Annotated in this window: 22 protein-coding genes and 1 tRNA gene; 18 read left to right on the top strand and 5 right to left on the bottom strand. The window is 31.9% G+C overall.

The window, feature by feature from the left end; translation table 11 throughout:
• Nucleotides 1-3 precede the first annotated feature (3 nt).
• Nucleotides 4-669 carry a CHAP domain-containing protein gene (locus tag CHAB381_RS04305; RefSeq protein ID WP_012108772.1) on the bottom strand — a complete coding sequence of 222 codons (666 nt, stop codon included), beginning with the start codon at nucleotides 667-669 and terminating at the stop codon, nucleotides 4-6.
• A 114-nt stretch (nucleotides 670-783) separates the two neighbouring features.
• Here CHAB381_RS04305 and murA point away from each other — a divergent pair, with 114 nt between their 5' ends.
• The 14 genes from murA to CHAB381_RS04375 all read left to right on the top strand — a co-directional run bounded on the left by murA (nucleotide 784) and on the right by CHAB381_RS04375 (nucleotide 13,872).
• Nucleotides 784-2,040 carry a UDP-N-acetylglucosamine 1-carboxyvinyltransferase gene (murA, locus tag CHAB381_RS04310; RefSeq protein WP_012108773.1) on the top strand — a complete coding sequence of 419 codons (1,257 nt, stop codon included), beginning with the start codon at nucleotides 784-786 and terminating at the stop codon, nucleotides 2,038-2,040.
• The gene (locus tag CHAB381_RS04315; RefSeq protein ID WP_012108774.1) at nucleotides 2,037-3,224 is read left to right on the top strand and encodes a molybdopterin molybdotransferase MoeA; all 1,188 of its coding nucleotides are present in this window, start codon (nucleotides 2,037-2,039) and stop codon (nucleotides 3,222-3,224) included. The genes murA and CHAB381_RS04315 overlap by 4 nt, the downstream gene beginning before the upstream one ends.
• A 33-nt stretch (nucleotides 3,225-3,257) precedes the next feature.
• Nucleotides 3,258-3,332, top strand: a tRNA-Gly gene (locus CHAB381_RS04320).
• Nucleotides 3,333-3,351: 19 nt separating this feature from the next.
• Nucleotides 3,352-3,897: a UbiX family flavin prenyltransferase gene (locus CHAB381_RS04325; RefSeq protein ID WP_012108775.1), complete on the top strand. Its 546-nt coding sequence runs from the start codon at nucleotides 3,352-3,354 to the stop codon at nucleotides 3,895-3,897.
• Nucleotides 3,894-4,373 carry a pantetheine-phosphate adenylyltransferase gene (gene coaD, locus CHAB381_RS04330; RefSeq protein WP_012108776.1) on the top strand — a complete coding sequence of 160 codons (480 nt, stop codon included), beginning with the start codon at nucleotides 3,894-3,896 and terminating at the stop codon, nucleotides 4,371-4,373. Before CHAB381_RS04325 ends, coaD begins: the two co-directional genes overlap by 4 nt.
• Complete coding sequence (gene tmk, locus CHAB381_RS04335; RefSeq protein WP_012108777.1) at nucleotides 4,367-4,954, top strand: dTMP kinase; 588 nt, start codon at nucleotides 4,367-4,369, stop codon at nucleotides 4,952-4,954. Before coaD ends, tmk begins: the two co-directional genes overlap by 7 nt.
• On the top strand, nucleotides 4,951-6,183 hold the full coding sequence (gene hisS, locus CHAB381_RS04340; protein ID WP_012108778.1) for a histidine--tRNA ligase: 1,233 nt from the start codon (nucleotides 4,951-4,953) through the stop codon (nucleotides 6,181-6,183). The genes tmk and hisS overlap by 4 nt, the downstream gene beginning before the upstream one ends.
• Nucleotides 6,180-8,021 (top strand): biosynthetic arginine decarboxylase, encoded by a 1,842-nt coding sequence (gene speA, locus CHAB381_RS04345; protein WP_012108779.1) that lies wholly within the window; start codon nucleotides 6,180-6,182, stop codon nucleotides 8,019-8,021. Before hisS ends, speA begins: the two co-directional genes overlap by 4 nt.
• A 4-nt stretch (nucleotides 8,022-8,025) precedes the next feature.
• On the top strand, nucleotides 8,026-8,718 hold the full coding sequence (gene cysE, locus CHAB381_RS04350) for a serine O-acetyltransferase (RefSeq protein ID WP_012108780.1): 693 nt from the start codon (nucleotides 8,026-8,028) through the stop codon (nucleotides 8,716-8,718).
• Nucleotides 8,719-8,762: 44 nt separating this feature from the next.
• Nucleotides 8,763-9,941, top strand: coding sequence for a pyridoxal phosphate-dependent aminotransferase (locus CHAB381_RS04355; RefSeq protein ID WP_012108781.1), 1,179 nt, complete (start codon nucleotides 8,763-8,765; stop codon nucleotides 9,939-9,941).
• A gap of 99 nt (nucleotides 9,942-10,040) precedes the next feature.
• Nucleotides 10,041-10,262 (top strand): type II toxin-antitoxin system prevent-host-death family antitoxin, encoded by a 222-nt coding sequence (locus CHAB381_RS04360; RefSeq protein WP_012108782.1) that lies wholly within the window; start codon nucleotides 10,041-10,043, stop codon nucleotides 10,260-10,262.
• A gap of 340 nt (nucleotides 10,263-10,602) precedes the next feature.
• Nucleotides 10,603-11,313, top strand: coding sequence for an alpha/beta fold hydrolase (locus tag CHAB381_RS09165; protein WP_041570620.1), 711 nt, complete (start codon nucleotides 10,603-10,605; stop codon nucleotides 11,311-11,313).
• On the top strand, nucleotides 11,307-12,746 hold the full coding sequence (locus tag CHAB381_RS04370) for a Mur ligase family protein (RefSeq protein ID WP_012108784.1): 1,440 nt from the start codon (nucleotides 11,307-11,309) through the stop codon (nucleotides 12,744-12,746). Before CHAB381_RS09165 ends, CHAB381_RS04370 begins: the two co-directional genes overlap by 7 nt.
• A 10-nt stretch (nucleotides 12,747-12,756) precedes the next feature.
• Nucleotides 12,757-13,872: a bifunctional 2-C-methyl-D-erythritol 4-phosphate cytidylyltransferase/2-C-methyl-D-erythritol 2,4-cyclodiphosphate synthase gene (locus CHAB381_RS04375; protein WP_012108785.1), complete on the top strand. Its 1,116-nt coding sequence runs from the start codon at nucleotides 12,757-12,759 to the stop codon at nucleotides 13,870-13,872.
• Nucleotides 13,873-14,518: 646 nt separating this feature from the next.
• On the opposite strand, the gene CHAB381_RS04380 is transcribed toward CHAB381_RS04375, so the two are convergent.
• The 3 genes from CHAB381_RS04380 to CHAB381_RS04390 are packed head-to-tail and all read right to left on the bottom strand — an operon-like array spanning nucleotide 14,519 to nucleotide 16,166.
• Nucleotides 14,519-14,743: a hypothetical protein gene (locus CHAB381_RS04380; protein WP_012108787.1), complete on the bottom strand. Its 225-nt coding sequence runs from the start codon at nucleotides 14,741-14,743 to the stop codon at nucleotides 14,519-14,521.
• Nucleotides 14,743-15,756 (bottom strand): DHH family phosphoesterase, encoded by a 1,014-nt coding sequence (locus tag CHAB381_RS04385; protein ID WP_012108788.1) that lies wholly within the window; start codon nucleotides 15,754-15,756, stop codon nucleotides 14,743-14,745. Before CHAB381_RS04385 ends, CHAB381_RS04380 begins: the two co-directional genes overlap by 1 nt.
• Complete coding sequence (locus CHAB381_RS04390; protein WP_012108789.1) at nucleotides 15,753-16,166, bottom strand: RrF2 family transcriptional regulator; 414 nt, start codon at nucleotides 16,164-16,166, stop codon at nucleotides 15,753-15,755. Before CHAB381_RS04390 ends, CHAB381_RS04385 begins: the two co-directional genes overlap by 4 nt.
• A 163-nt stretch (nucleotides 16,167-16,329) precedes the next feature.
• Here CHAB381_RS04390 and rpsO point away from each other — a divergent pair, with 163 nt between their 5' ends.
• The 3 genes from rpsO (at nucleotide 16,330) to CHAB381_RS04405 (ending at nucleotide 20,754) form a co-directional block, all read left to right on the top strand.
• Nucleotides 16,330-16,602, top strand: coding sequence for a 30S ribosomal protein S15 (gene rpsO / locus CHAB381_RS04395; protein WP_012108790.1), 273 nt, complete (start codon nucleotides 16,330-16,332; stop codon nucleotides 16,600-16,602).
• Nucleotides 16,603-16,704: 102 nt separating this feature from the next.
• Nucleotides 16,705-19,359, top strand: a complete 2,655-nt coding sequence (gene secA, locus CHAB381_RS04400) for a preprotein translocase subunit SecA (RefSeq protein WP_012108791.1) — start codon at nucleotides 16,705-16,707, stop codon at nucleotides 19,357-19,359.
• Nucleotides 19,360-19,563: 204 nt separating this feature from the next.
• On the top strand, nucleotides 19,564-20,754 hold the full coding sequence (locus tag CHAB381_RS04405) for an ABC transporter permease (protein WP_012108793.1): 1,191 nt from the start codon (nucleotides 19,564-19,566) through the stop codon (nucleotides 20,752-20,754).
• A 591-nt stretch (nucleotides 20,755-21,345) separates the two neighbouring features.
• On the opposite strand, the gene CHAB381_RS04410 is transcribed toward CHAB381_RS04405, so the two are convergent.
• Nucleotides 21,346-22,611, bottom strand: a complete 1,266-nt coding sequence (locus tag CHAB381_RS04410; protein ID WP_012108794.1) for an SH3 domain-containing protein — start codon at nucleotides 22,609-22,611, stop codon at nucleotides 21,346-21,348.
• 44 nt (nucleotides 22,612-22,655) lie between these two features.
• Here CHAB381_RS04410 and CHAB381_RS04415 point away from each other — a divergent pair, with 44 nt between their 5' ends.
• Nucleotides 22,656-23,993 (top strand): DEAD/DEAH box helicase, encoded by a 1,338-nt coding sequence (locus tag CHAB381_RS04415; protein WP_012108795.1) that lies wholly within the window; start codon nucleotides 22,656-22,658, stop codon nucleotides 23,991-23,993.
• Nucleotides 23,994-24,861 lie beyond the last annotated feature (868 nt).

Here is a 24,861-nt window from a genome sequence, read left to right on the forward strand (position 1 = left end):
ACCCTATTCCGTAACTTTGCCAAAACCGGCAAATAAATTTGATGCAAGGCAGAAATTTTTTCTTTTGCATCTTGCTACATAAGAATTTACTGTTTTTTTACCGATTTTATGCACTTTTGGATTTTTTAAATCCATAAAATCACTTCTATTTCGTCCACTTGCAAAATGTACGAAACGAATGCGCCCGTCGCTGTAAATTTCTCTAATTACGCCGACATGCGTAATCGCTCCTGTTTTTTTATTTTTTATTCCGCGAATTGTATTTTGCCAAAAAACAAGATCGCCTATTTTTGGATTATTCATCGAGATACGGTTTTTAGCTTTATAATAATTATATAAAGCTTGAGATTTTCTGCGATTTGAAAAATGGTTGTTCAACTCTTTATCATCAAAAAATATGCCGTTATTTTCGTTGTTTAAAACAGTTATAAAACCGGTACAATCGCCGCCTTTGCGTGTATTTTCATATTTATCTATAGATTGAAGTAAAAAGTTTAAAATTTGATTATTCGTCAGTTTGACACTTTGATTTTTATGTGAAAATTTAGGATCAAGCTCATAAAAATTTCCGATTTTACATTGATTTGTAACAATAATTTTGTCATTTTTAAATGAGCAGCCTGTAAAAATTAAAATCTGTAAAAATACAATAGCAAAAATTTTTCTCATTTTTTTCCTTGAAATAAAAAATGTAAAATTTTAGCAAATTTTTGTAAGAATTCCAAAATTTAACTTTTAAGCTTAATTTCTATATAATTTCTATTTTTAAAATTAGGAGATAAAATGGATTTTTTGCAAATAAACGGCGGTGCGAAATTAAACGGTAAAGTTAAAATTTCAGGTGCGAAAAATGCAGCATTGCCGCTTATTGCAATGTCAATTTTGGCAGGTAATGATATAAAAATTTCAAATGTTCCGAATGTCGCCGATATAAAAACACTAGCTCAGCTTTTACGAAATTTAGGAGCAAGCGCCGAATTTTTAAATGAAAACAGTCTAAAAATAAACACAAACGATATAAACTCAACCAAAGCAACATACGACATAGTAAGAAAAATGCGCGCCTCAATTTTAGTTTTAGGACCTTTACTGGCTCGTTTCGGGCATTGTGAAGTTTCGCTTCCAGGAGGTTGTGCGATTGGCGCAAGACCGATTGATCTTCATTTAAGCGCACTTGAAAAAATGGGCGCTGAAATCGATATAAAAGATGGATATGTAGTTTGTAAAGGAAAATTAAAAGGCGCTACAATTTCATTTGATAAAATAACCGTAACCGGAACAGAAAATATCGTAATGGCGGCAGCTCTAGCCGAAGGTAAAACAAAAATCATAAATGCTGCAAAAGAGCCTGAAGTCGTGCAGCTTTGCGAAATGATAAATAAAAGCGGTGTTAAAATAGAAGGCATCGGAACCGATGATTTAACTATTTACGGAAGTGGTGGAAAATTACTGAAATTTTCTGATTTCAGCGTAATTCCGGATAGAATTGAAGCTGGAACATATCTTTGTGCAGGAGCCATTACAAAAAGTAAAATCACAATTACAAACGCAAATCCTAATCATTTGGTATCGGTTTTAGCAAAATTTAATGATATGGGATTTAATTTTGAAATAAATGACGATGAAATTACGATTATTCCACCAAAAACAATTAAACCTACCGAAATTATCACAAGCGAATATCCTGGTTTTCCTACTGATATGCAAGCGCAATTTATGGCTTTAGCGTGTGTAGCTGACGGTGTAAGCGTCATTGATGAAAGACTTTTTGAAAACAGATTCATGCACGTCAGTGAACTTTCAAGAATGGGTGCCGATATAAAATTAAACGGACATATAGCGACGATTAACGGCACACATTTAAATGCGGCCGATGTTATGGCGACTGATTTGAGAGCCAGTTCAGCCTTGGTTTTAGCGGCCCTTGTGGCAAAAGGCACAAGCAGAGTTCATAGAATTTATCATTTGGATAGAGGATATGAAAATTTGGAGCTGAAACTTCGAAATTTAGGCGCTGACATACAAAGGGCAAGTGAATGAAAAATTTAAAAGAGAGTGTTGAATTTATAATTTCCATTTTAAATCAGAATTTTAGACGAAAAATCGAAACCGTAAATCTTAATGAAGCTTTAGGAAGAATTTTGGCAGGCGAAATTTCAGCTAAAAGAAATTCACCTGTTTTTAGCAATTCCGCGCTTGATGGATATGCATTTTGCGACGATTATAAAGGGCAAGTTCTTGAAATTTTAAATTATACGATTTTTGCAGGAGATAAAAAAATAAGAGAAATAGAAGAAGCGAAAGCTATAAAGATAATGACCGGAGCTCCTATGCCAAAAGGAGCAAATTGTGTTATTCGTTTAGAAGATGCCGTTATTAAAAACGGTAAAATTTCTGTTCCTTGCAATACTAAAAAAAATGATGGAAATCGCGAAATTGGTGAAGAATTTTTTAAAAATGAGCGAATGCTGGTTCGCGGAACAAAAATTTCGCCAAAAGAAATTTTATTTTTAGCTTCACAAGGAATTTATGAAATTCCTGTATTTTGCGAGCATAAAACAGGAATTTTTTCAAGCGGAAACGAACTTATAGAGCCTAATGAAGAAGCGGGCGATTTTGAAATTTATAATGCAAATTCATATGGAATTTCAGCTATTTTTAATTATTTTGGTATAAAAAACAGCTATCTTGGAATTATAAAAGATGACAAAAGCGCTACAAAAAATGCTTTGCAGAATGCGCTTGAAGCGCACGATATAATAATTACAAGCGGCGGAGCAAGCGTTGGAGAAGCTGATTTTGTGGCTTTGTGTATAAAAGATTTGGGATTTGAGAGTATTTTGGAAGGCGTAAATTTTAAACCGGGCGGAAAACCTTTGAAATGTTTTAAAAAAGACCAAAAAATAGTTTTTGTTTTACCGGGTAATCCGCTTGCTAGCTTTATTTTAAGTTTTTTATTTGTAATTCCGATTATAAAATTTTTAAACGGAGAAACATTTAAATTTTTCAGACAAAAAGCAAAATTTCAAGGAAATTTTAAAAATAAAAAAAATCGTGCAAGTTTATTACTTGGAATGTTTGAAAACGGAATTTTTACACCTTTTGAAAACATCAGCTCATATATGATTTCACCATTACTGAAATCAAATGCAATTTTAATTTGCGAATGCGAAAATATTAAAAATAATGATGAATGTGAAGTTATAAGGTTATTTGACAAATGAAAAAAAACCTGCTAAAATCACAACTCTTTTTTTGCGGGAATAGCTCAGTGGTAGAGCGCGACCTTGCCATGGTCGATGTCGCGAGTTCGACTCTCGTTTCCCGCTCCACTTCTTACAGGTTTTTAGCATGAAAATTTTAGTTTGTGCAACCGGGGCCAGCTTCTGTAAAATCGCTGTTTCTTTAATAAAATACCTTGAACAAAATCATGAAATTTACGCAATTTTCAGTAAAAATGCAAAACTTGTGCTAAACAAAGAAAATAATATAACGGAATTAAATTTTAAAAAAGCGAAAATTTTAAATGATGATGATTTAGCACAAAGTGTTGCAAGCGGCTCATTCGGAATAGAAAAAACCATAATTGCGCCCTGCTCTTCAAACACTCTTGCAAAAATCGCAAACGGAATTTCTGACACTCTTATCACACGCGCGGCAGCCATATCTTTAAAAGAAAAAAAACCTTTGATTTTAGCTCCGAGAGAAATGCCGTTTTCTACGATTTCACTGCGCCAAATGAGTGAACTTAGCGCGCTTGGCGTAATAATCGCACCGCCTGTAGCTGCAGATTATTTCTCACCTGAAAACTTAGATGATTTGGAAAAATTTTTTATCGGTAAATGGCTTGATCTACTCGGCATAGAAAATAATCTTTATAAAAGGTGGGGAAAATGAGAACAAACTGCATATATCCTGGCACTTTTGATCCTATTACAAACGGACATCTTGATGTCATAAAGCGCGCGCTTAGGATTTTTGACAATGTCATTGTAGCTGTAGCGAAAAGCGACAATAAAAAGCCGTTTTTCGAACTTGATAAAAGAGTCGAAATGGTAAAAGAGGCTACAAAAAGTCTGGAAAATATTGAAGTTATAGCTTTTGAAAATCTTTTGGTGGATTTTGCCAAATCTCAAGATACATGCTTTGTGATTCGAGGTCTTAGAGCTGTCAGCGATTTTGAATACGAACTTCAATTAGGATACGCAAACAGATCGCTTTGGGATAAGTTTGAAACCATTTATCTGATGCCTACGATTAAATATTCATTTATCAGCAGTTCGATTGTAAGGTCTATTTTCGAACACGGCGGCGATATTTCGCACCTTGTGCCGAAAGAAATTTTACCATTTTTAGAAGATAAAAAATGCTGATTTTTTTTGAAGGAATTGACGGCGTTGGAAAAAGTACGCAAATAGAACTTTTAAAATCTGTTTATAATAAAAATTATTTAATTACAAAAGAACCTGGTGGCACGCTTTTGGGCGAAAAATTGCGCGAAATTTTACTTGAAAGCGATTTTAAAATTTCGAAAACGGCTGAACTTTTTCTATTTTTAGCCGATAGAGCCGAACATTTCGAAAAAGTTTTAAAATTTAGTGATAAAAAAGATATTATCTGTGATAGAAGTTTTGTCTCAGGAATAGCTTATGCGCTTGCAAATGAGCAAAATTTAGATATAAACGATTTAATAAATTTAAATAAAATCGCTCTTGGCGGCAAAATACCGAATGCAAAATTCATATTTTTAAAAATTTCAAAAGATAATTTGCGCTTTCGCCTTGAAAATCGCGGAAATTTTGATAAAATTGAAGAGCGCGGGCTTGAGTATCTGATGAAAGTTCAAAAAAATATGAGTGAAATTTTTAAAATTTTGAAAATAGACGCGCTGGAAATTGACGCAAATGGCGATATAAATGAAATTCATAAAAAAATTAAGGAGTTTGTAAAATGATACAAGCACTTCGTGGAATGAACGATATGATGGATGATGAAGCGAAACTTTATAAAAAAATCATAGATGTGTGTGAAGATACGGCAAAAAAATACGGATACGAATATATTGAAATTCCTAAATTGGAAGAAACAGCGCTTTTTAAAAGAAGTGTCGGCGAAAGCAGCGATATCGTAGGAAAAGAGATGTATCAGTTTACGGATAAAAGCGGAAATGATGTATGTTTGCGCCCTGAAGGCACAGCAGGAGTTGTCAGGGCTTTTATAGAACATAAAATGGATAGAGCCGGTGGAGTTAAAAAATACTTTTATCATGGCTCGATGTTTCGATACGAACGCCCGCAAAAAGGACGTTTAAGAGAATTTCACCAATTTGGAATCGAATGTTTTTCAGAAGGAAGTGTATATGAAGATGCTTCAGTGATTTTGATGTTGTCTGAAATTTTAAAAAAACTGGATATAGAAGCTACATTAAAAATAAATTCACTTGGCGATGGCGATTGTATGCCGAAATACAGAGAAAAACTTTTGAAATTTCTCAAAGAAAACGAAAATGAGCTTTGCAGCGATTGTAAAAGAAGAATTTCTACAAATCCTATCCGCGTGCTTGATTGCAAGGTCGAACATTGTCAAAAAATTTTACAAAACGCCCCTTTGATAACGGAAAATTTAAATGAAATTTGTGCGGGTGAATTTTCAAAATTACAAGAAATTTTAACCGCAAACGGTGTAACATTTGAAGTTGATCCGAAATTAGTAAGAGGACTTGATTATTATACAAAAACCGCATTCGAGTTTGTAAGCGGTGAAATCGGCTCACAAAGCGCAGTAGGAGGCGGCGGAAGATATGATAATCTAGTTGCATTTTTAGGCGGACGCCCTACTTTTGGCGTTGGTTTCGCGCTTGGAATTGAAAGATTTATGGAAATTTTATCAAGTAAAGAGTCTAAACAAAAGCGAGTTGGAATTTATATCTGTGCGCTGGATAAAAAATATATCGATAAAATTTTTAAAATAGGCATAGATTTAAGGCGAAATTTTAAAGTTGAAATTTCATATGAAGCTAAAAATTTACAAAAACATCTTAAAAATGCTGACAATAAAAATGCCGAAATTTTCCTTTGCATGGGCGAAAATGAGGCTAAAAACGATGAACTTTTTATGAAAAATCTCATTGCAAAAACAAATAAAAACATAAAAATAGCTGAAATTTTAAAGGAAATCAGATGAACGATTACGGTTTGCCGATTTGGGGAAACTCAAATTTTACGATAGATAGCGAAGGAAGAGTTTGTTTAAATACGGACTTTAAGCCTGCTTTAATAGATATGGTAAACGAGATTCGAGATGATGGCATAAGAGGTCCGATACTTTTACGTTTTCCACACCTTATAAAAAAGCAAATAGTGGAAATTTATTCAAATTTTGCAAGAGCGCGCAAGGAATTTGAATATAAAGGCGAATTTCATGCCGTTTATCCGTTAAAAGTAAATCAATATCCAGGTTTTGTAAAAAATTTAGTTAAGCTCGGTAAGCATTACAAATACGGTCTTGAAGCCGGAAGTAAAGCCGAACTTTTGCTTGCTATGACTTATAATAATTTTGATGCGCCGATAACGGTTAACGGTTTTAAAGATAAAGAACTTATAAATATAGGTTTTATTGCTGCTGAAATGGGACATAATATCACAATTACAATTGAAGGATTAAGTGAACTTAAAGCAATAATCGAAACAGCAAAAGAGCGTTTCGCACCAAAACCTTTTATAGGACTTAGAATAAGACTTCACAACTCAGGCACCGGTATTTGGGCGAAAAGTGGCGGCATCAACTCAAAATTCGGACTTACTTCAACGGAGCTGATTGAGGCAATCAGTATGCTGAAAGAGGCTAATTTGATAGACAGATTTACGATGATACATTTTCATATCGGTTCTCAAATAAGTGAAATTCATCCACTTAAAAAAGCCTTAACAGAAGCCGGAAATATCTATGCCGAACTTCGCAAAATGGGTGCTTGCAATTTAAAATCTATAAATTTGGGCGGCGGTCTGGCTATAGAATATTCGCAGACTAAAGAAAATGCGAATCGCAACTATACGCTTCGCGAATATGCAAATGACGTAGTGTTTTTGCTAAAAACAATCGCAAATCACAAAAAAGTCGATGAGCCGGACATTTTTGTAGAATCAGGAAGATTTGTTTCGGCAAGCCATGCTGTGTTGATAGCTCCTGTGCTTGAGCTTTTCAGTCAAGAATATACTGAAAAAAAACTGGCTTTAAAAGATCAAAATCCGCCTGTTATTGCGGAACTTTTTGATTTATATAAGGATATGAAGCCTGCAAATGCACTTGAATATCTTCACGACGCTATTTCTCATCTTGATAGTGTGCTAACTTTGTTTGATCTTGGATATGTGGATTTGATAGATCGCTCAAATGGCGAAATTTTAGTTCATTTGATTATGAAAAAATCTATTTCAATGCTTGGAAACAAGCAAAATTATGCGGATTTACTAAAAATTCAAGACGAAGTTCAAGAGAGATATCTGGTAAATTTTTCAATCTTTCAATCCTTGCCTGATTTTTGGGGTATAAAACAACATTTTCCTATAATGCCGCTTGAAAAACTCGACGAGCGCCCTACTTTGTCGGCATCAATCTGGGATATTACTTGTGACAGCGACGGCGAAATAAGTTTTGATAGTATTAAAAATCCGTTGTTTTTACACGATATAGATCCGGAAAAAGAAAATTATTTCATTGGATTTTTTTTAGTCGGCGCTTATCAGGAAGTGCTTGGAATGAGTCATAATCTTTTTGCACACCCGACTGAGGCTACAATTCGTTTGAAAGATGACGGTGGATATGAAATTTGTGATCTTTTGGAGTCACAATCCGTCAGCGATATTTTAGAGGATATGGATTACGATGTATCGCTCATTCGCGATACTTTAAACGAGCGAATTGAAAAATCATCACTCATAAACGAAAAAGAAAAAAAACAAATTTTAGGTGAGTTATATCTATTTTTAAATGATAACGGCTACCTAAAAACTATAGGATAAATAAATGTTTTGGAAAATTATAAAAGAAGATTTAAGCCAACCGAAAAAGCAGGATCCGGCATATAGCGGATTTTTAGATGTTGTTTTTAACTATCCTGGTGTTTGGGCTTTGATAAATCACCGCTTTGCGCATTTTTTCTTTACACACGATCTTAAATGGCTTGGACGTATAATCTCAGGCATTTCACGCATTTTAACGGCTGTCGATATTCACCCGGGAGCCACTATAGGAAGAAATGTATTTTTTGATCATGCGACAGGCATTGTAATCGGCGAAACTGCAGTGGTCGGAAACAATGTCCTGATATATCAAGGAGTTACTCTTGGCGGTGTTAGTATAGAAAAAGGAAAACGTCATCCAAATATTGAAGATGGTGTCGTAGTTGGAGCCGGAGCTAAAATTTTAGGAAATATCACAATAGGTGAAAATTCAAAAGTCGGAGCCAACTCGGTTGTCGTAAAAGATGTTCCGGCAAACTGCACTGCTGTTGGAATTCCTGCTAAAATTTTAGGAACCTGCTCGCTTGATCCTTTGGCGCACAATAAAATTCCTGATATCAGTAAAGAGCTGTTTTTGTATCTGATTGAACGTATGTCTGTGCTTGAATGCGCACTTTTAAAAGACGATAAAGACGCTGCACAAAAAGATGCAAAATTAAAAGAAGTCTATGAATCGTATATAAATTCTTTAAAATAATTAAAATTTAGATATAATTTTTTAAATTTTTTGAAAGGGAAAAAATGAAATTGGAGTTATCGAACAGAGTTCAAATTTTAAGTGAATCTATGACAATCGCTATCAGTTCGCTGGCACGCTCAATGAAAGCCGATGGCGAAGATGTAATCAGTCTGAGTGCAGGAGAACCTGATTTTGACACACCAAAAGCCGTAAAAAAAGCTGTAATCGAAGCTATGGAAAAAGGAGCTTCAAAATATACTGCAAGTGCCGGCACACCGGAATGTTTAAAAGCGGTAGCCTATAAGTTGAAAAACGAAAATAATTTAAATTACAGCACAAGCGACATTATTACAAGTGTAGGTGCAAAACACTCGCTATTTAGTGTATTTTCAGCGCTTATAAATAAAGGCGATGAGGTTATAATTCCGGTTCCTTATTGGGTAACTTATCCGGAAATCGTAAAATATTGCGGCGGCGTGCCTGTTTTTGTGCAAGGTGATAAAAACAATAAACTGAAAATTACGGCAGGTGATCTTAAAAAAGCCATCACTCCTCGCACGAAAGCCTTTGTAATAGGTTCGCCAAGTAATCCTAGCGGATCAGTTTACAGTAAAAAAGAGCTTTTGGAATTTGCCGATGTTTTAAAAGATACAAATATCACTGTCATAAGCGATGAAATTTATGAAAAAATAAATTACGTAGGCGATTTTGTATCCGTTGCAGCGCTAAATGACGATATGTTTGAAAGAACAATTACGATAAACGGACTTAGCAAAAGTGCAGCTGTGACAGGTTGGCGTTTCGGATATCTTGCAAGCCCACAAAAAAATCTAATCGCAGCCATTAAAAAATTGCAAAGTCAAAGCGTTTCAAATATAAGCTCAATCGTGCAAGCAGGCGCAATTCCTGCACTTTTAGGAAAATGCAACGAAGATGTTAAAAAAATGCTTGCGGCATACAAAGAAAGAAGAGATTGGTTTGTGAATGCAATAAACTCTGTTTCAGGACTATCTGTAATAAAACCGGAAGGCGCTTTTTATCTATTTGTTGATTGCGGTGAAGTAGAAAAAGACAGCTTGAAATTTTGTAAAAAATTGTTAGAAAATGAAAAAGTTGCAACTGTTCCAGGAATTGGCTTTGGAATGGACGGATATTTCAGGGCAAGTTTTGCTACTGATTTGGAATCTATAAAAAAAGGCTTTTCTCGTATAGAAAATTTTGTAAAAAACTATAAAGCTTAATTTTAGGGCAACTTTGCCCTAAAATTTTATTAATCTAATTAAATTTTAATATAAAATTCGCTAAATTTTGCGTAAAATTTTATGTACAAAGGAGTAAAAATGGCGAATTTTAAACAAGATGAAATTTTTACCGCAACAGATATGGCAAGAAATTTCAGTGAAATTTTAAAAAAAGTAAAATCCGGTGAAATAAAAAAAGCAATGATTTTAAAGAATAATAAATTTGAAGCTGTGCTTATCAGTATGAGCGAATTTGAGCGCTTGGAAAAAGCGGTGGAACTTCTAAATATATTAGTTAAAAGGCAAAAAAATGGCAATTAAAAATATCGTTTTTGACGATACAGAATACAAAATCAGCTATGAAATTTTTGAGCCTTGCCAAACCGACACAAACGCGATCAATTCAGCAAATCAAACAGATATTGCAATAAAAAAAGATAATATAAAATGCGACAAAACTTGCCATGCAAGCGAAAGTACAGCCGATAATATATTTAAAAATAAAACAGAATTTGATGAAAATCATCCATATAAACAAAATATTTTATCTGCAGAAAACGAAAAAAGTTATTTGAGCAAAAAAAAAGATTCTTTTAAAACTATCAATAAATCAGCAGATTTATTAAATTTTGAAAACAAAAAATCAGATGATGAAAAAAACTTGGCGCAAAATTGCGATGAAACTGAACAAAATAATGAAAAAATAAAACAAAACAGTAAAATTTCGCAAATTTTAATAATTCATGGCTGGGGAGCAAATAAAGAGCTGATGATTAAAGCGTTTGCAAAACATTTTAAGCGTTTCCGTCAAATTTACATAGATTTGCCTGGTTTTGGCAAAAGCTCAATATCAAAACCATTAACTACTAAAATTTACGCAAAAATCGTGCACGAATTTATGCAAAAATTTGGTGAATTTGACGCTGTTTTAGGTCATAGTTTCGGCGGAAAAGTTGCAGCAGTTTTAAATCCTAAAAATCTAATACTTCTTAGCTCGGCCGGAATTTTGGAACCGAAACCTTTTAAAGTTCGTGCTAAAATCGCATTTTTTAAACTCTTAAAAAATCTCGGTCTTGGAAAATTTTATAAATTGTTTATTTCAAAAGATGTCGCAGGAATGAGCCCTGTAATGTATGAAACATTTAAAAATGTCGTAAATGAGGATTTTTCTAAAATTTTTGCAAATGCAAATCCGCAAAAATGCTTGATTTTTTGGGGAGAAGAAGATCGCGCAGTAAGTTTAAAAAGCGGCGAAAAAATAGCGAAACTTATAAAAAATTCGAAATTTTTCAAATTAAAAGGCGATCACTTTTTCTTTTTACTTCACCCTGATTTTATCACTCAAAATATAGAAAAGGAAATTTTATGTTGAATATTTTGAATTTTATAAATTATTTTCTTTGCATTTTTGCCGTCGGATTTTATCTGATCACGGTTTTGCAATGGTTTTCTTATAAATTTGAAAGGATTATTTTTCACTTTACCAAGCCGCTTTGGCATATTTATTTTCTATTTTTTCCCGTAATTATCTATTTTGCTTCATTATTTACAAAAAACGGCGATAAATTTTTGTTTGTTTTTTTAGTTGTTTTTTATATTCTTCTTATTTTATGGCATAAAAAACTTGACAAAAAACTAGTCTTTACTGCTCGTGTAAAAAGATTTTTTGCGTTTTTAGCTTTTTTTTCCATTTTAATTGCAGTTTCCTTTAATTTGCTTAAAGCGGATAATTTACCGTTATTTTCGCCTTTTATTTTGACTTTTTTGTTCAGTTATGCTTACGAAAAAAAAGAAGCGAATAAATTTTATAAAATGGCGCAAAAAAAGCTTGCGAATATGCCTGATTTACTGATTATTCAAATCACGGCAAGTTTTGGAAAAACAAGTATAAAAAATTTTCTTTTTGAACTTTTAAAAGATGATTTTAAAGTACAAAAAACGCCCCGATCGGTTAATACATTAAACGGTATTATTCGCGATATAAATGAAAATTTATCTTATGACACGAAAATTTATATAGCTGAAGCAGGTGCTAGAAAAAATGGTGATATAAAAGAAATCACTCAGTTTTTAAATCCGCAAATCGTGCTTGTCGGAGAAATTGGCGCGCAACATATCGAGTATTTTAAAAGTATAGAAAATATACGGGCGACAAAACTTGAATCTCTTAGCTCAAATCGTCTAAAACACGCATTTTTACACTCAACTACTTTGCTTAAAGAAAACGAAACAAACACAATTTATGATAAACAAATCGCAAATTTCACTGCAAATTTAGACGGAATAAAACTTGAAATGAAAAGCGGCGAAAAAATTTTCGCTGAAATTTTAGGTGATTTTAATGCTCAAAATTTAGCAGCTTGTATTTTAATCGCAAAATTTTTAGGAATTAATGCGGAAAAAATAGCTAAAAATGCGAAAAATCTTCATTCGGTAGAACATAGACTTCAAAAAATAATGACAAATGAAAAATTTATAATTGATGACAGTTTTAATGGAAATCTGAAAGGGATGTGCGCAAGTTATGATCTTGTGAAAAATTACAAAAGCAGAAAAGTTATCATAACACCTGGAATTGTAGAAGGCACAAAAGAGATGAATGAAATTCTGGGTATCAAAATAAATGAAATTTTTGATTTAGTTATGATAACAGGAGATTTAAATGCCGAAATTTTAGGCGCTAAAATAGATCCAAAAAAATTGATTTTTATAAAAGACAAATCGAAAATGATTGAAATTTTAGGTGCCGAAACAAAAGCCGACGATTTGATTTTATTTTCAAATGACGCACCGAGTTTTATATAAAGGATAAATTTTGAAAGACATTACGCTGGTTTTGCTTGCAGCAGGAGATTCAACACGCTTTAAAGCGCCTTTTAAAAAACAATGGATTCGAATCGGCGAAATACCGCTTTGGCAATATGTAGCAAAAGATTTAAGTCAAAAATGCGATTTTAGCGATATTATAATTGTCGCAAACGAAAAAGAAATTTCATATATGAAAAAAATAGAGCGAAATTTCAAATACGCAAAAGGCGGCAAACTTCGCCAAAATTCGCTTGCAAATGCCCTTAAAAAGGTGAAAAGCGAATTTGTATTTGTTAGTGATACGGCGCGAGCCGAAATTTCAAAAGATCTTATCGGGCGTTTAATAAATGAATGCGAAAAATTCGATTGCGTCAGCCCATTTTTAGGCGTTGTTGATACCACGTATCTTGGAAGAAATCAAATCGACAGAAACGATTTAAAACTTATCCAAACTCCGCAAATTTCTCGCGCGAATTTATTAAAAAAAGCACTTGAAAGCAATGAAATTTTTACTGATGATAGCGCCGCCGTAGCTTTTGCAGGCGGGAAATTGGGATTTGTAGAAGGTGATGAAAAAGCCCGTAAAATTACATTTACGAGTGATTTGGCTCATTTTGATTTTACACCTGCGAGCGGTACAATTTTTACAGGAAACGGATTTGACGTGCACGCATTTGCAAAAGGCGAGTTTATAACGCTTGGTGGCGTTAAAATTCCTTGTGAATATTCGCTTGTAGGGCACAGCGATGCCGACGCGGCGATTCACGCTTTGATGGACGCGATTTTAGGAGCTTGCGGACTTGGCGATATAGGTGAGCTTTTTCCGGATACTGACGATAGTTTCAAAGGAATCGATAGCAAAATTTTACTTCAAAAGGTTGTAAATTTTGTGCATTTGCTTGGATTTAAAATCATAAACGCCGACATTACGATAATCGCTCAAAAACCTAAAATTTCGCCATATAAAGAAAAAATGTGTGAAATTTTAAGTGAAATTTTGCAAACTTCACGCGTAAATGTAAAAGCTTCAACTACTGAAAAATTAGGCTTTGTAGGTCGAGTAGAAGGTGTAGCGGCAATTGCAAGCGCCAATTTGGGATATTTTGATTGGAGAAAATTTTAAAATTTCCGTTATATAATATTATTTTTAATTTTTTCACGCCAATTTAAATTTTAATAATTTTTAACTAAATTAAATTTTATATTTTTTAATATGACGTGGAATTTTTAAATTTCACGTATTAATTTAAATTTTAAAATCTTTTATTTTTACTGAGAGATTATAAAACGGTGTTAAGAACAAATTTAAAAAATCCATTCTTAATTTATTTATAAATAGTTTTTTAATTTTTTAAAATTTACCGAAAGATATATTAAAAATAATGATATTGTGAAATATACTACTCACGTATGACAATAAAATCTATGTAATTTAAGAAGTTTATATTGATGATGTTTTAAAAGATACAAAATATAAAAGGCGAAATTTCTTTTTTAACTATTTAAAATTATTTTCAAAATATTGAAAAAATTGAAAAATAGACACATTCATCAAAATTTAACAATCAATAAAACAAAATCAAAAACTGCATTCAACACTTTTAAAAAACAACATCATTTAATAAAAATTATTTTTGTTGTTTTTTTAAATTCTTAAAATTACAAATTCTTTTAAAATTCGATAATTTTCGCGCCGTATAGATTAAAATTTAAAATTAAACTACTATTTTCCATTTAAATTTTAAAGAGAAATATTTTATTTAAGTTATTTACTTAAAAATTTCAGTATAATTTTTTTTCATAAAATCAATTACCGCAATAACTTCATCAACGCCCTGCACGTTCGAATTTGATAAAATTTCATCAATGTTTTCAATATAAATTTCAGTAGCTTTTGCTAATTTTTCTTTTTTGACACCGGCATAAAATAGCGCCGCTTCAAGTAAAATACTTACTTCGTAAGATAATTCGTCCATTGAAATTTCATCTTTCATTATTCTTCCTTTGTTTTTTGATCGATTAAATTTTGAAATTGAGCTTTTATATTTGTATAATCGTTGCAATCTTTAAACGCGCCGAATAAACCGCCGCTTGCATTTATATGTCCGCCACCACCGACTAAATTTTTAGCTATTAAGGAAACATCGGCATTTCCGTTTGCGCGGAAACTGAGCGTTTTTTTAGACGTAATATCTACAAAAAAATCTATATCAGGATTATTTACCAAAAAATCATTTCCAATAATTGAAGTAGAACCGATATTATAAGTTAAAATCCCTTTTTTATCTTTATAAATTACACTAAGTTCATCTTTGCGTGCGCTTAAACGCTCAACTACATAATGAGATATAAGATTGCCAAGAGTATCATCAAATGAGCTTTTGAAAAATTCCTTTTTAAGCGAATGAACTGCACTATCAAGCGCTATATGCGCGTTTTGAATATTTATAAAACCGCAAATTTTAGAAATCAGAAATTGTAAATACTCAAAATTTTCATTTGCAAACATAACTTTGTTAAGCTCTTTTGCGCCGCTGATAAGTCCGAGACAAACTTTTCCAAGCTCAAAATCAGCATCATCTTTAAGCCAAATATCGGCTGCATTTACAACGTTCACCAGTTTATGAAGTTTATCGTTTTCACCGAAAATTTTTGAAAAAAGATCATAAACTATTTTTGTCGCGCAGCGCGAACTGTCCATAAAATACCAGGAATAATTTTTAACGCATTCAATCCCGCTTATATGATGATCAAGTAAGATAATCTTTGCATTTTTTTCAGCAATTTTTTGTGAAAATTTTTCACATTGAGAAAGCGTTAAATTTAAATCACTTATCAAAATAAGTGATTTTTCATCGTTAAGTTTATTTAAAATCAGCTCAAATTTTTCGTCTATTTCATGACCATAATTTGAATTGAAATTATGCACGTTTTTAATATAAAAATTGCTAACAAATTGCGCTGCATAGCCATCTAAATCAGTATGTGAAAGGTGAAAAAATTTCATTTATTACTCTCTTTTATAAAATTTTCCAGTGTAAAATTATCTAGAATTGCATCGACTTTATTTTGAATGCCGCTGAAAATATGCCAAATTTCACAAATTTCACCTTTGTTTGATGGGCAAGAAGCGCGATTATTTGAGCATTCAAAAATGGAATTTTGCTTTTTTTCAGCGCTTTGGACAATTTCATTCAGCGAAATTTCAAGTGGCTTTTTTGCTAACAAAAATCCGCCTTTTGCGCCTTTGAATGATTGTAAAATTCCGTCGCGCGCCAAATCCTGCAAAATTTTAGCTAAAAAACTTTTTGGAATTTTCAGCTCGTTTGATATAGCATCTACGCCGACAGGTTCTTTATTTCGCGCAATAAAAATCATTGAAAGAAGTGCGTATTCACTCGCCTTTGTAAAAAGCATTTTTATCCTTTTAAAAAAAATATTTTACTATTTTAGTGCTTAAAACTTGTAATTTCATAAAAATTTAGCAAAATTTTTAAAATATTTATAAAATTTCAGTTTAATTTGATAAAAAATTTGTATAATAACATTTTTATCTTAAATACCGCTCAGGAGGTCAAAAATGGCTTTAGATACGGCTCAAAAAGCACAAATAGTTGCGAAATTCGCTAGAAAAGAAAAAGATACAGGCTCATCGGAAGTACAAATTGCACTTTTAAGTGCGCGTATAGATTCCATAACTGAGCATATGCAAAACAATCCGAAAGATTTTTCATCACGTCTTGGACTTCTAAAATTAGTAGGTCAAAGAAAAAGACTTATGAAATATCTAAAAAGCACCAATTATGGGGCATATTCTAAACTCGTAAACGAGTTAAATCTAAAAGATAAATAATTATGGCGGAGTTTTTCCGCCAACTCTCACTTTTTTTAATAAAATCAAAATTTTAATTATGTTAAAATAGTAGGTTTAAATTCTAAATTTTAAGGTAAAACAATGATACAAAAGGCTTTAGGAAAAATTTTCGGCACGAAAAATGACAGAATTGTAAAAGCATACGCAAAGCGAGTAGCAAAAATAAATGCTTTGGAACCTACTTATGAAAAACTTAGCGACGATGAATTAAAAGATAAATTTTCAAAACTTAAAGAACAGGTTTTAGCACAAAAACTTACACTTGATGATGCACTTTATGATGTTTTCGCGATTGTCAGAGAGGCTAGTAAAAGAGTTTTAAAAATGCGCCATTTTGACGTTCAACTAATAGGCGGAATGGTGCTTCATGACGGAAACATAGCCGAAATGAAAACAGGCGAAGGAAAAACTTTAGTTGCAACTTTACCCGTTGTTTTAAATGCAATGAACAAAAAAGGAGTTCATGTCGTAACAGTAAATGATTATCTTGCTAAGCGTGATGCCGCCGATATGGGCGTTTTGTATAATTTTTTGGGATTTTCAGTCGGCGTAATTTTAGGCGGAAATTATGATGATAAAGCAAGAAAAGAAGCTTATAATTGTGATATAACTTACGGCACAAACAATGAATTCGGCTTTGATTATCTGCGCGATAATATGAAATTTAGAAAAGAAGACAAGGTTCAAAGAGGACACAATTTCGTAATTGTCGATGAAGTGGACAGTATTTTAATAGATGAAGCAAGAACTCCATTAATCATCAGCGGTCCTACAAATCGTACGCTTGATGGATATATAAAAGCAAACGAAGTTGCAAAACAAATGAAATGCGGAGAGCCGGCAGATCCGCTTGATAAAAATTCAAAAGCAACAGGTGATTTTACACTTGATGAGAAAAATCGCGCTGTAATGATAACAGAAGCCGGTATAAGCAAAGCTGAAAAACTTTTTGGCGTAGATAATCTTTACAGTCTTGACAATGCCGTTTTAAGTCACTATCTTGATCAGGCCCTAAAAGCAAATTATCTTTTCGAAAAAGATGTGCATTACGTAGTAAAAGACGGACAAGTGGTAATCGTGGATGAATTTACCGGTCGTCTTAGCGAAGGAAGACGTTTTAGTGAAGGACTTCATCAAGCGCTTGAAGCGAAAGAAGGAGTAAAAATTCAAGAAGAGAGTCAAACTTTGGCTGATATTACATTTCAAAACTACTTCCGCCTTTATGACAAACTTTCAGGAATGACAGGAACAGCTCAAACCGAAGCAACAGAATTTTCTCAAATTTATAAATTGGAAGTTATTTCTATTCCTACAAATTTACCTGTCAAAAGAATCGATCAAAACGATCTTATTTATAAAACCGAAAAAGAAAAATTTGATGCCGTAATAGCTCAAATCAAGTATTTACATGCAAAAGGACAACCTGTACTTGTAGGAACCGCTTCAATAGAAAAAAGTGAAAAATTACATGAACTTTTGACAAAAGAGAAGATTAACCACTCTGTTTTAAATGCCAAAAATCACGAAAAAGAGGCGCAAATAATAGCAAATGCCGGAGATAAAGGAGCTGTGACCATTGCTACAAATATGGCAGGACGTGGTGTTGATATAAAAATAAATGACGAAGTTCGCGCACTTGGAGGACTTTATATACTTGGAACGGAGCGCCACGAAAGCAGACGAATAGACAATCAGCTTCGCGGTCGTTCGGGCCGTCAGGGAGATCCTGGAGAAAGCCGTTTTTATCTTAGTTTGGAAGATAATTTACTTAGAATTTTCGGAAGTGATAAAATTAAGCACATAATGGAAAGGCTTGGTCTTAAAGAAGGCGAGAGTATAGAATCAAGGCTTGTAACAAAAGCCGTCGAAAATGCACAAAAAAAGGTGGAAAGTCTGCATTTTGAATCAAGAAAATATATCCTTGAATATGATGATGTCGCAAACGAACAAAGAAAAGTAATTTATAGATACCGTAACGAACTTCTTGAAGCTGATTTTGATCTGCATGATAAAATCATTTCAAATCGTGAAGATTATATTGCAAATGTACTTGATCGTCTTGAAATTTTTGATGGGGATAGCAAAGAAAATTTTGACATACAAAAAATAACTTCTATTATAAAATCAGAAACTACTGAAATTTTAGATGAAAATAAGTTATCAAAAGCTGAAGATTACAAAGAATTAAAAGAAGAAATTATAAAAGAACTTAGAGATTTTTATGAAGAAAAAATGGCTCCTGTCGATAATGAGCAACGAAAATCAATCGAAAAAATGCTTTATCTTCAAATAGTGGATCGGGACTGGCGCGAACATTTATACCAAATGGATATCCTAAAAACCGGCATCGGTCTTCGAGGATACAATCACAGAGATCCGCTAACAGAATATAAAAAGGAAAGTTATAATCTTTTTGTAGAGCTCGTAATGCGCCTAAAAAGCGACAGCATTCGCACATTGCACTCAATAAGATTCAAAACACAGGAAGAAATTGAAGCTGAAAGACGTGCAATTGCCGAACTTCAAGCAAAATTACAAGAAGAGGAGCAAAAAAAATTAAAAATGAGCGGTGCGGATAAAGGCGGAGAAGATTTGGAAGAAACAAAAAATGTTCCTTATCGTGCCCCCAAAAAGATAGGCAGAAATGAACCTTGCCCTTGCGGAAGTGGCAAAAAATACAAAGATTGCCATGGTAAAAGCGGTCCAAAAAAAGGTCTTTTTGCAAATAATGATTGAAAATTTTAATTTAAAATAAAGTCTTATTCGTAAAATTTGCATTATTTAAGACTTTATTACGTTAAAATTTAAAAATTTTTATGTAAAATTTCGCCTTATTTTTTTTGTAAATATGAAATTTTATATTAAATTGTGGCGACATTTAAAAATTTTCAGTAGTTAATTTTTCTGCTTTAAAAAAACAGGAATAATAAAGGTAAAATTTTGGTTAAATATCTGCTTTTTAAATATCTGCGTTTTGATAAAACTCAGCCGTTTATAACTCTTTCGGCTATTTTGGCATTTATAGGCGTAAGTGTCGGACTTATGGTATTGATAGTCGCTATGGCGATTATGAACGGCTTTGATAAAGAATTTGAGCGTAAACTTTTTACAATGAATTATCCAATAACGATTTTCAGTCCGTTTCGCGGTGCAATTACCGCAGACGAAGTGGATAATTTAAAAACTATGTTTCCACAAATGAAATTCAGCCCATACATAACTTCGCAAGTCATCGTAAAAAGCGGCGAAAAACTGGAAGGCGGACTTATTTTCGGTGTAAATATCGAAGATGAAAAGCAAATCAACTCGGTCGTAAAAGACGGAATAAAAGACGCAAATCTGACAGACTTTGGAATTTTACTTGGTAGCGGGCTGACAGGCGAATTAAACACTGCAAAAAATGATAAAGTCACTCTTATTTTTACAAAAAACGATCCGAGCGGATTTTCTCTCATACCGAAAATGAAACGCTTTGATGTGCGGGCAGATTTTACTTCAGGACTTATTGCATATGATAAAGTTTATATGTATGCAAATGCGGACGATTTGGCAAAAATTTTAGGTTATGAAAGCGGCGATTTCGACGGTGTTCATATTTATTCCGACGATCCGTTTAATGATATAAAAAAAATCAACGAAATTTTGCCGCAAACTGCTAGAGCTATTGGTTGGTGGGAACAAAACGGTAATTTTTTCTCGGCTCTTGCGCTTGAAAAACGTGCACTTTTTATCGTTTTAATGCTTATAATTTTAGTTGCCAGCTTGAATATCGTAAGTTCGCTTTTGATGACTGTGATGAATCGCCGTCAGGAAATCGCACTTTTACTCAGTCTTGGTGCAAGTAAAAAAGAGGTAAAGCAAACTTTTTTTAGACTTGGCGCGGTAATAGGCGGTAGTGGAATAATTTTCGGGCTTATTTTAGGACTTTTTGGAGTTTGGCTGCTTGGAAATTTTGACATCGTAAAACTTCCTGCTGATGTATATGGAAGCTCAAAACTGCCTATGGAACTATCTTTTAGTGATTTAGCGATGATTTTAGGTGGCGCGATTGTGATTGTGCTTATATCGTCATTTTATCCGGCAAAAAAAGCAACGCAAGTTGATGTTCTTGATACTTTGCGAAATGAGTAGGATTAATTTAAAATTATAAAATATTTATGATTATTTAAAAATTGCGCTTAATTGAATAATGATTTAGTACAAAATTACATTTTTAAAATTATAAAATGAATAATTTTTATATTTGATAATTGAAAAGTGAGCATTCAAATTGAACTTATAACTAATATTTTTTATAAAAAAACAAATGTTTTTTATAAAATTTATTTTATTTGTACTATTTTTTTTGATTTATGCTAAAAATATTTTTAAAATACATAAAATAGTAAAAAAATATTAAACTAATGACATCTCTTTTGTCTTTGGTAAATTTGCTGATTTATATATGCTAAAAGGACTTTCTGTAAATACTAAAAGTTTTATTGGTATATTTGGTATATAATTAGTAATTTATATAAAAATTCCACTAAAACTAATTTTTTATACATCTTTAACTGCCTTTCCTAAGAATTATTTGACGAATTATAACTCTATATCATTATATTTTTTTTCAATAAAGTTATTTAAGGTTTTATAGAAATAATTTTAGTTAAATATGAAGTCTTTATGAAATTTATTGCGAAAAATACAATTGATAAAAATAAAATTAAAATATTTAAAATTTTACCTGACGATATTCATTGATTTTATGCGAGAAATTAGTAAATTCCTATTTGGAATAAGATTTGAATCTTTACCTAAAAAAGGCGTGGTAAGTGCTATTTGACCGATTATTTCGCGTCCGTCATCAATTGTTTTAAGCCCCCAAATATCATGTAAAATAGCTATATTTTCATCTACAATTCCTGCATAAAGCATAATGTGCCCGTTCATATATAAAAGCGTCCTGAAAGGCTTACCGAATGCTTTTATTTGCGCAGTTTTTTGTAAATTATCCATACCGTAAAAACTATAAATTTCACCGATATTTCCTTGCAATTTTGAATTTCTTGGAAGCCAGATACCGTAAGCAAAAAGCAGATTTTTAGTCATCAAAGAGCAATCTCTCAAACTTTCAAAGCCGCCCCAACCGTATTTTTCACCAAGCAAACTGGAAATTGAGGCTTTAAGATTAGAATCATTAAATTGCAAAGGAAAAATTCCCGCATTTTCTTTTGAAATTTTAAAATTTAAAACACCTGTTCCGCTAATAAATTTTCCTTTTAAAAACTGCTTATCTTCGCTTTTATACGGCAAAATCGTCCCTATTTTAGCCTTAAATAAAATTTTATTTTTTTCATCTAAAACGTCCGTGTTGTCTTTTAAAATTGCTAAAAATTTTTGATTTTGATAATGCGCTGCTTCATTGTCGCTTAAAAATTTTATATTTTTGGATTCTATCCAACCCCAAACAGCGTCATTTTGCACAAAAGCCCACAATCCGCTCGCGTTATAATGTGAAACAAAAAGAGGATAACCTGCTCCAAGAGCGGAATTGGCAAGATAATCAAACGGGGCGCCTTCACCGGGTTTTTTAAAATCTAAGAAAAACGGTTCATTTGTAGGTAAATTTCTAAGCAAAGAATTTTTAACAGTTATTGCTTTCTTTGAAATTTCACCAAAATTTTCTTCTTTTGTCTCATTATTTAAAAAATTTATAAAATTTTCATTATGTTTTTTGCCTGATTTATCAAAAAATTTATCATATTTTATATAGCTTTTATTTGCCCAAAATATATCTTTCGGCAATTTTTTTGGCGTTTTATAATGCCAAGGACTAAAATATTTTTGCAAAGCCGCCTTTTCATCTATTGGCAAAGTTTCAGTTATTTGTGGTAAAATTTGTACGTTTTGCCTTAAATCAAGATTTTTAAAATATTGATTTGTAGGAGTTTTACTTGAACATGCCGCAAAAAATACGCATATAAAAATTAATATGATTTTTTTCATTATCTGCCTTTTTTGCGCTATTTTATAAAATTTTAGGATAAAATTTGGTTAATTTTCTTTTAAAAACACTTGAAAACTCGAATATTTTTATAACAGGAAGCGGCGGAGTCGGCAAAAGTTATGTCATAAAAGAGGTGATAAAAGCTTATACCGATACAAAACGTAAATATATAGTTCTTGGAAGTACCGGAATCAGCGCCGTTTCAATCGGCGGAATAACACTTCATAGCTTTTTTAAATTTGGAATCTGCAAAAATTATATGGAATTAAAACGTCATGACAGATCTCAAAAAAGCGCAATAAATGAACTTAAAAAATTTTTGAAAGATTGTGAGCTTATTGTAATTGATGAAATTTCTATGATCAGTGGCGAAGTTTTTGATATGATAGCTTACCGTCTGAATGAATGCAAATACAGTGGAAAAATCATCGTTGCAGGTGATTTTTACCAGCTTCCGCCAATCGTTAAAAAAAGTGAATTACCTGATTCTACACTCTTTGGAAGCTCGCGTTATGCGTTTGGGACGCAAAGCTGGAATGATATGGAATTTGTCTGTATAGAAATGGTAGGTTCGAAACGCACAACAGATGAATTTTTATATAAAATTTTATCAAATCTTCGAGTTGGATATATTGACGAAAATTGCACCGATTTTATACGCTCAAAAATAATCTCAAGTAAAAACATACCGCTGAAATCAACCGTAATTTACGGCAGAAATTATGAAGCAAATACGCTAAATGAAAAAAGGCTTAATATGCTTAAAACGCCACTATTTACAAGTTTTGGCAAACTTATAAATCACAAAGAAAATGCTCTGAATGATGAAAAAATAGAAAAATGGATAAAAACGCTTAATATTTTGCCTGAATTTCACTTTAAGATAGGAGCGAAAGTAATTTTTACGGCAAATAAAAAAGACGAATATTACAACGGTGAGCAAGGTTTTATAAAAGAAATAACGGAAAATGACGGAGACATAAATGAGCTCATTATAGAAAAAAATAACGGTGACATTGTATATTTGGAGCGCGCAAGCTATGATTATAATGATTTTAAATTAAAAGATGGAGAGATTATAGATGAGCCGTTTGCTACATTTTATCAATTTCCTTTAAAGTTAGCTTATGCTATAACTATTCACAAATCACAAGGAATGAGTATAAGAAATTTGATTTGCGATATCGATCATATTTTTGAAAACGGACAACTTTATGTCGCACTTTCAAGAGCTATTTCTGCAAAATGGCTTTCCGTACTTTATTCGCGCGCAATGCCTTTAGAAACTTACATACAAAAAATCGTTAAAATCGATCCTGAAATAGCAAAATTTTATGAAACAAATAAATTTATATATATAAAAAATCAAATAATTGAATAAAATTTGCTGTTTTTTGCAACAAAATAAATTATGAGTATTTAAAATTTCAATACGGCGGAAAAGTATTTAAAAAATACATTAATGTAAATTAAATATAAAAACGGCTCATTATTTTTTTTAAATCAATGAAATATCCAAATATAAAGACGCCTGTAAGTGTAATACATAATTAAATTAAAAATTATACTTGAAAATATCTGTAGAAGCGTGGTAATGAAATTTTTTATATCTTAAATAGATATAGCAGAAAAATAGATAAAATGCGGCTTTACATTTCAATAAACGAAACATACGATAAAAAGCATATTTTTTTTAAATAGTTAATATAAAAAACTTGAAAGTACCGAAATAATTCTTGAAAAAGATACAAAATAAAACCACTTCTTAATCAAAATGCTTCAATAATTGCATATTAAAAAGTTCAGCAATAAATTTTAATTTGCAAACTTGAAATTTTTAAAACCTTTATATCGTTGCATAAATTTCCGTGCTGTAAAATCAATTTGAAAATGGATTAAAGGACTTAAAATTACATTAAAAAATAAAAATTTATAATGCGGTTTTATCATTATATATATCAAAAATTTTAAATTTCGTATAATGTATTTAAAAAAATTATTAAATTTGTATAGAATATGAATGTTTTTAATAAAATTAAATATTGCATTTTATCGCAGTTATAATCTGCAAACTCATAATAAAATCGATTTTTTCTTTCTTTTCGCCTGTATTTCACTGCTACGCAATAGCATTGTCTTATTTGCCAAACGACTGAAAGTTTTAAAAAGATATTAAAATTTTATTAAAAACAGTAAGTTTTATATTTGTGGTTTTGTGAGTGTTTTAATCGCTTTTATAGTTTATTTAT

This window comes from Campylobacter hominis ATCC BAA-381, from assembly GCF_000017585.1.
In the GTDB taxonomy this organism is placed as follows: Bacteria; Campylobacterota; Campylobacteria; order Campylobacterales; family Campylobacteraceae; genus Campylobacter_B; species Campylobacter_B hominis.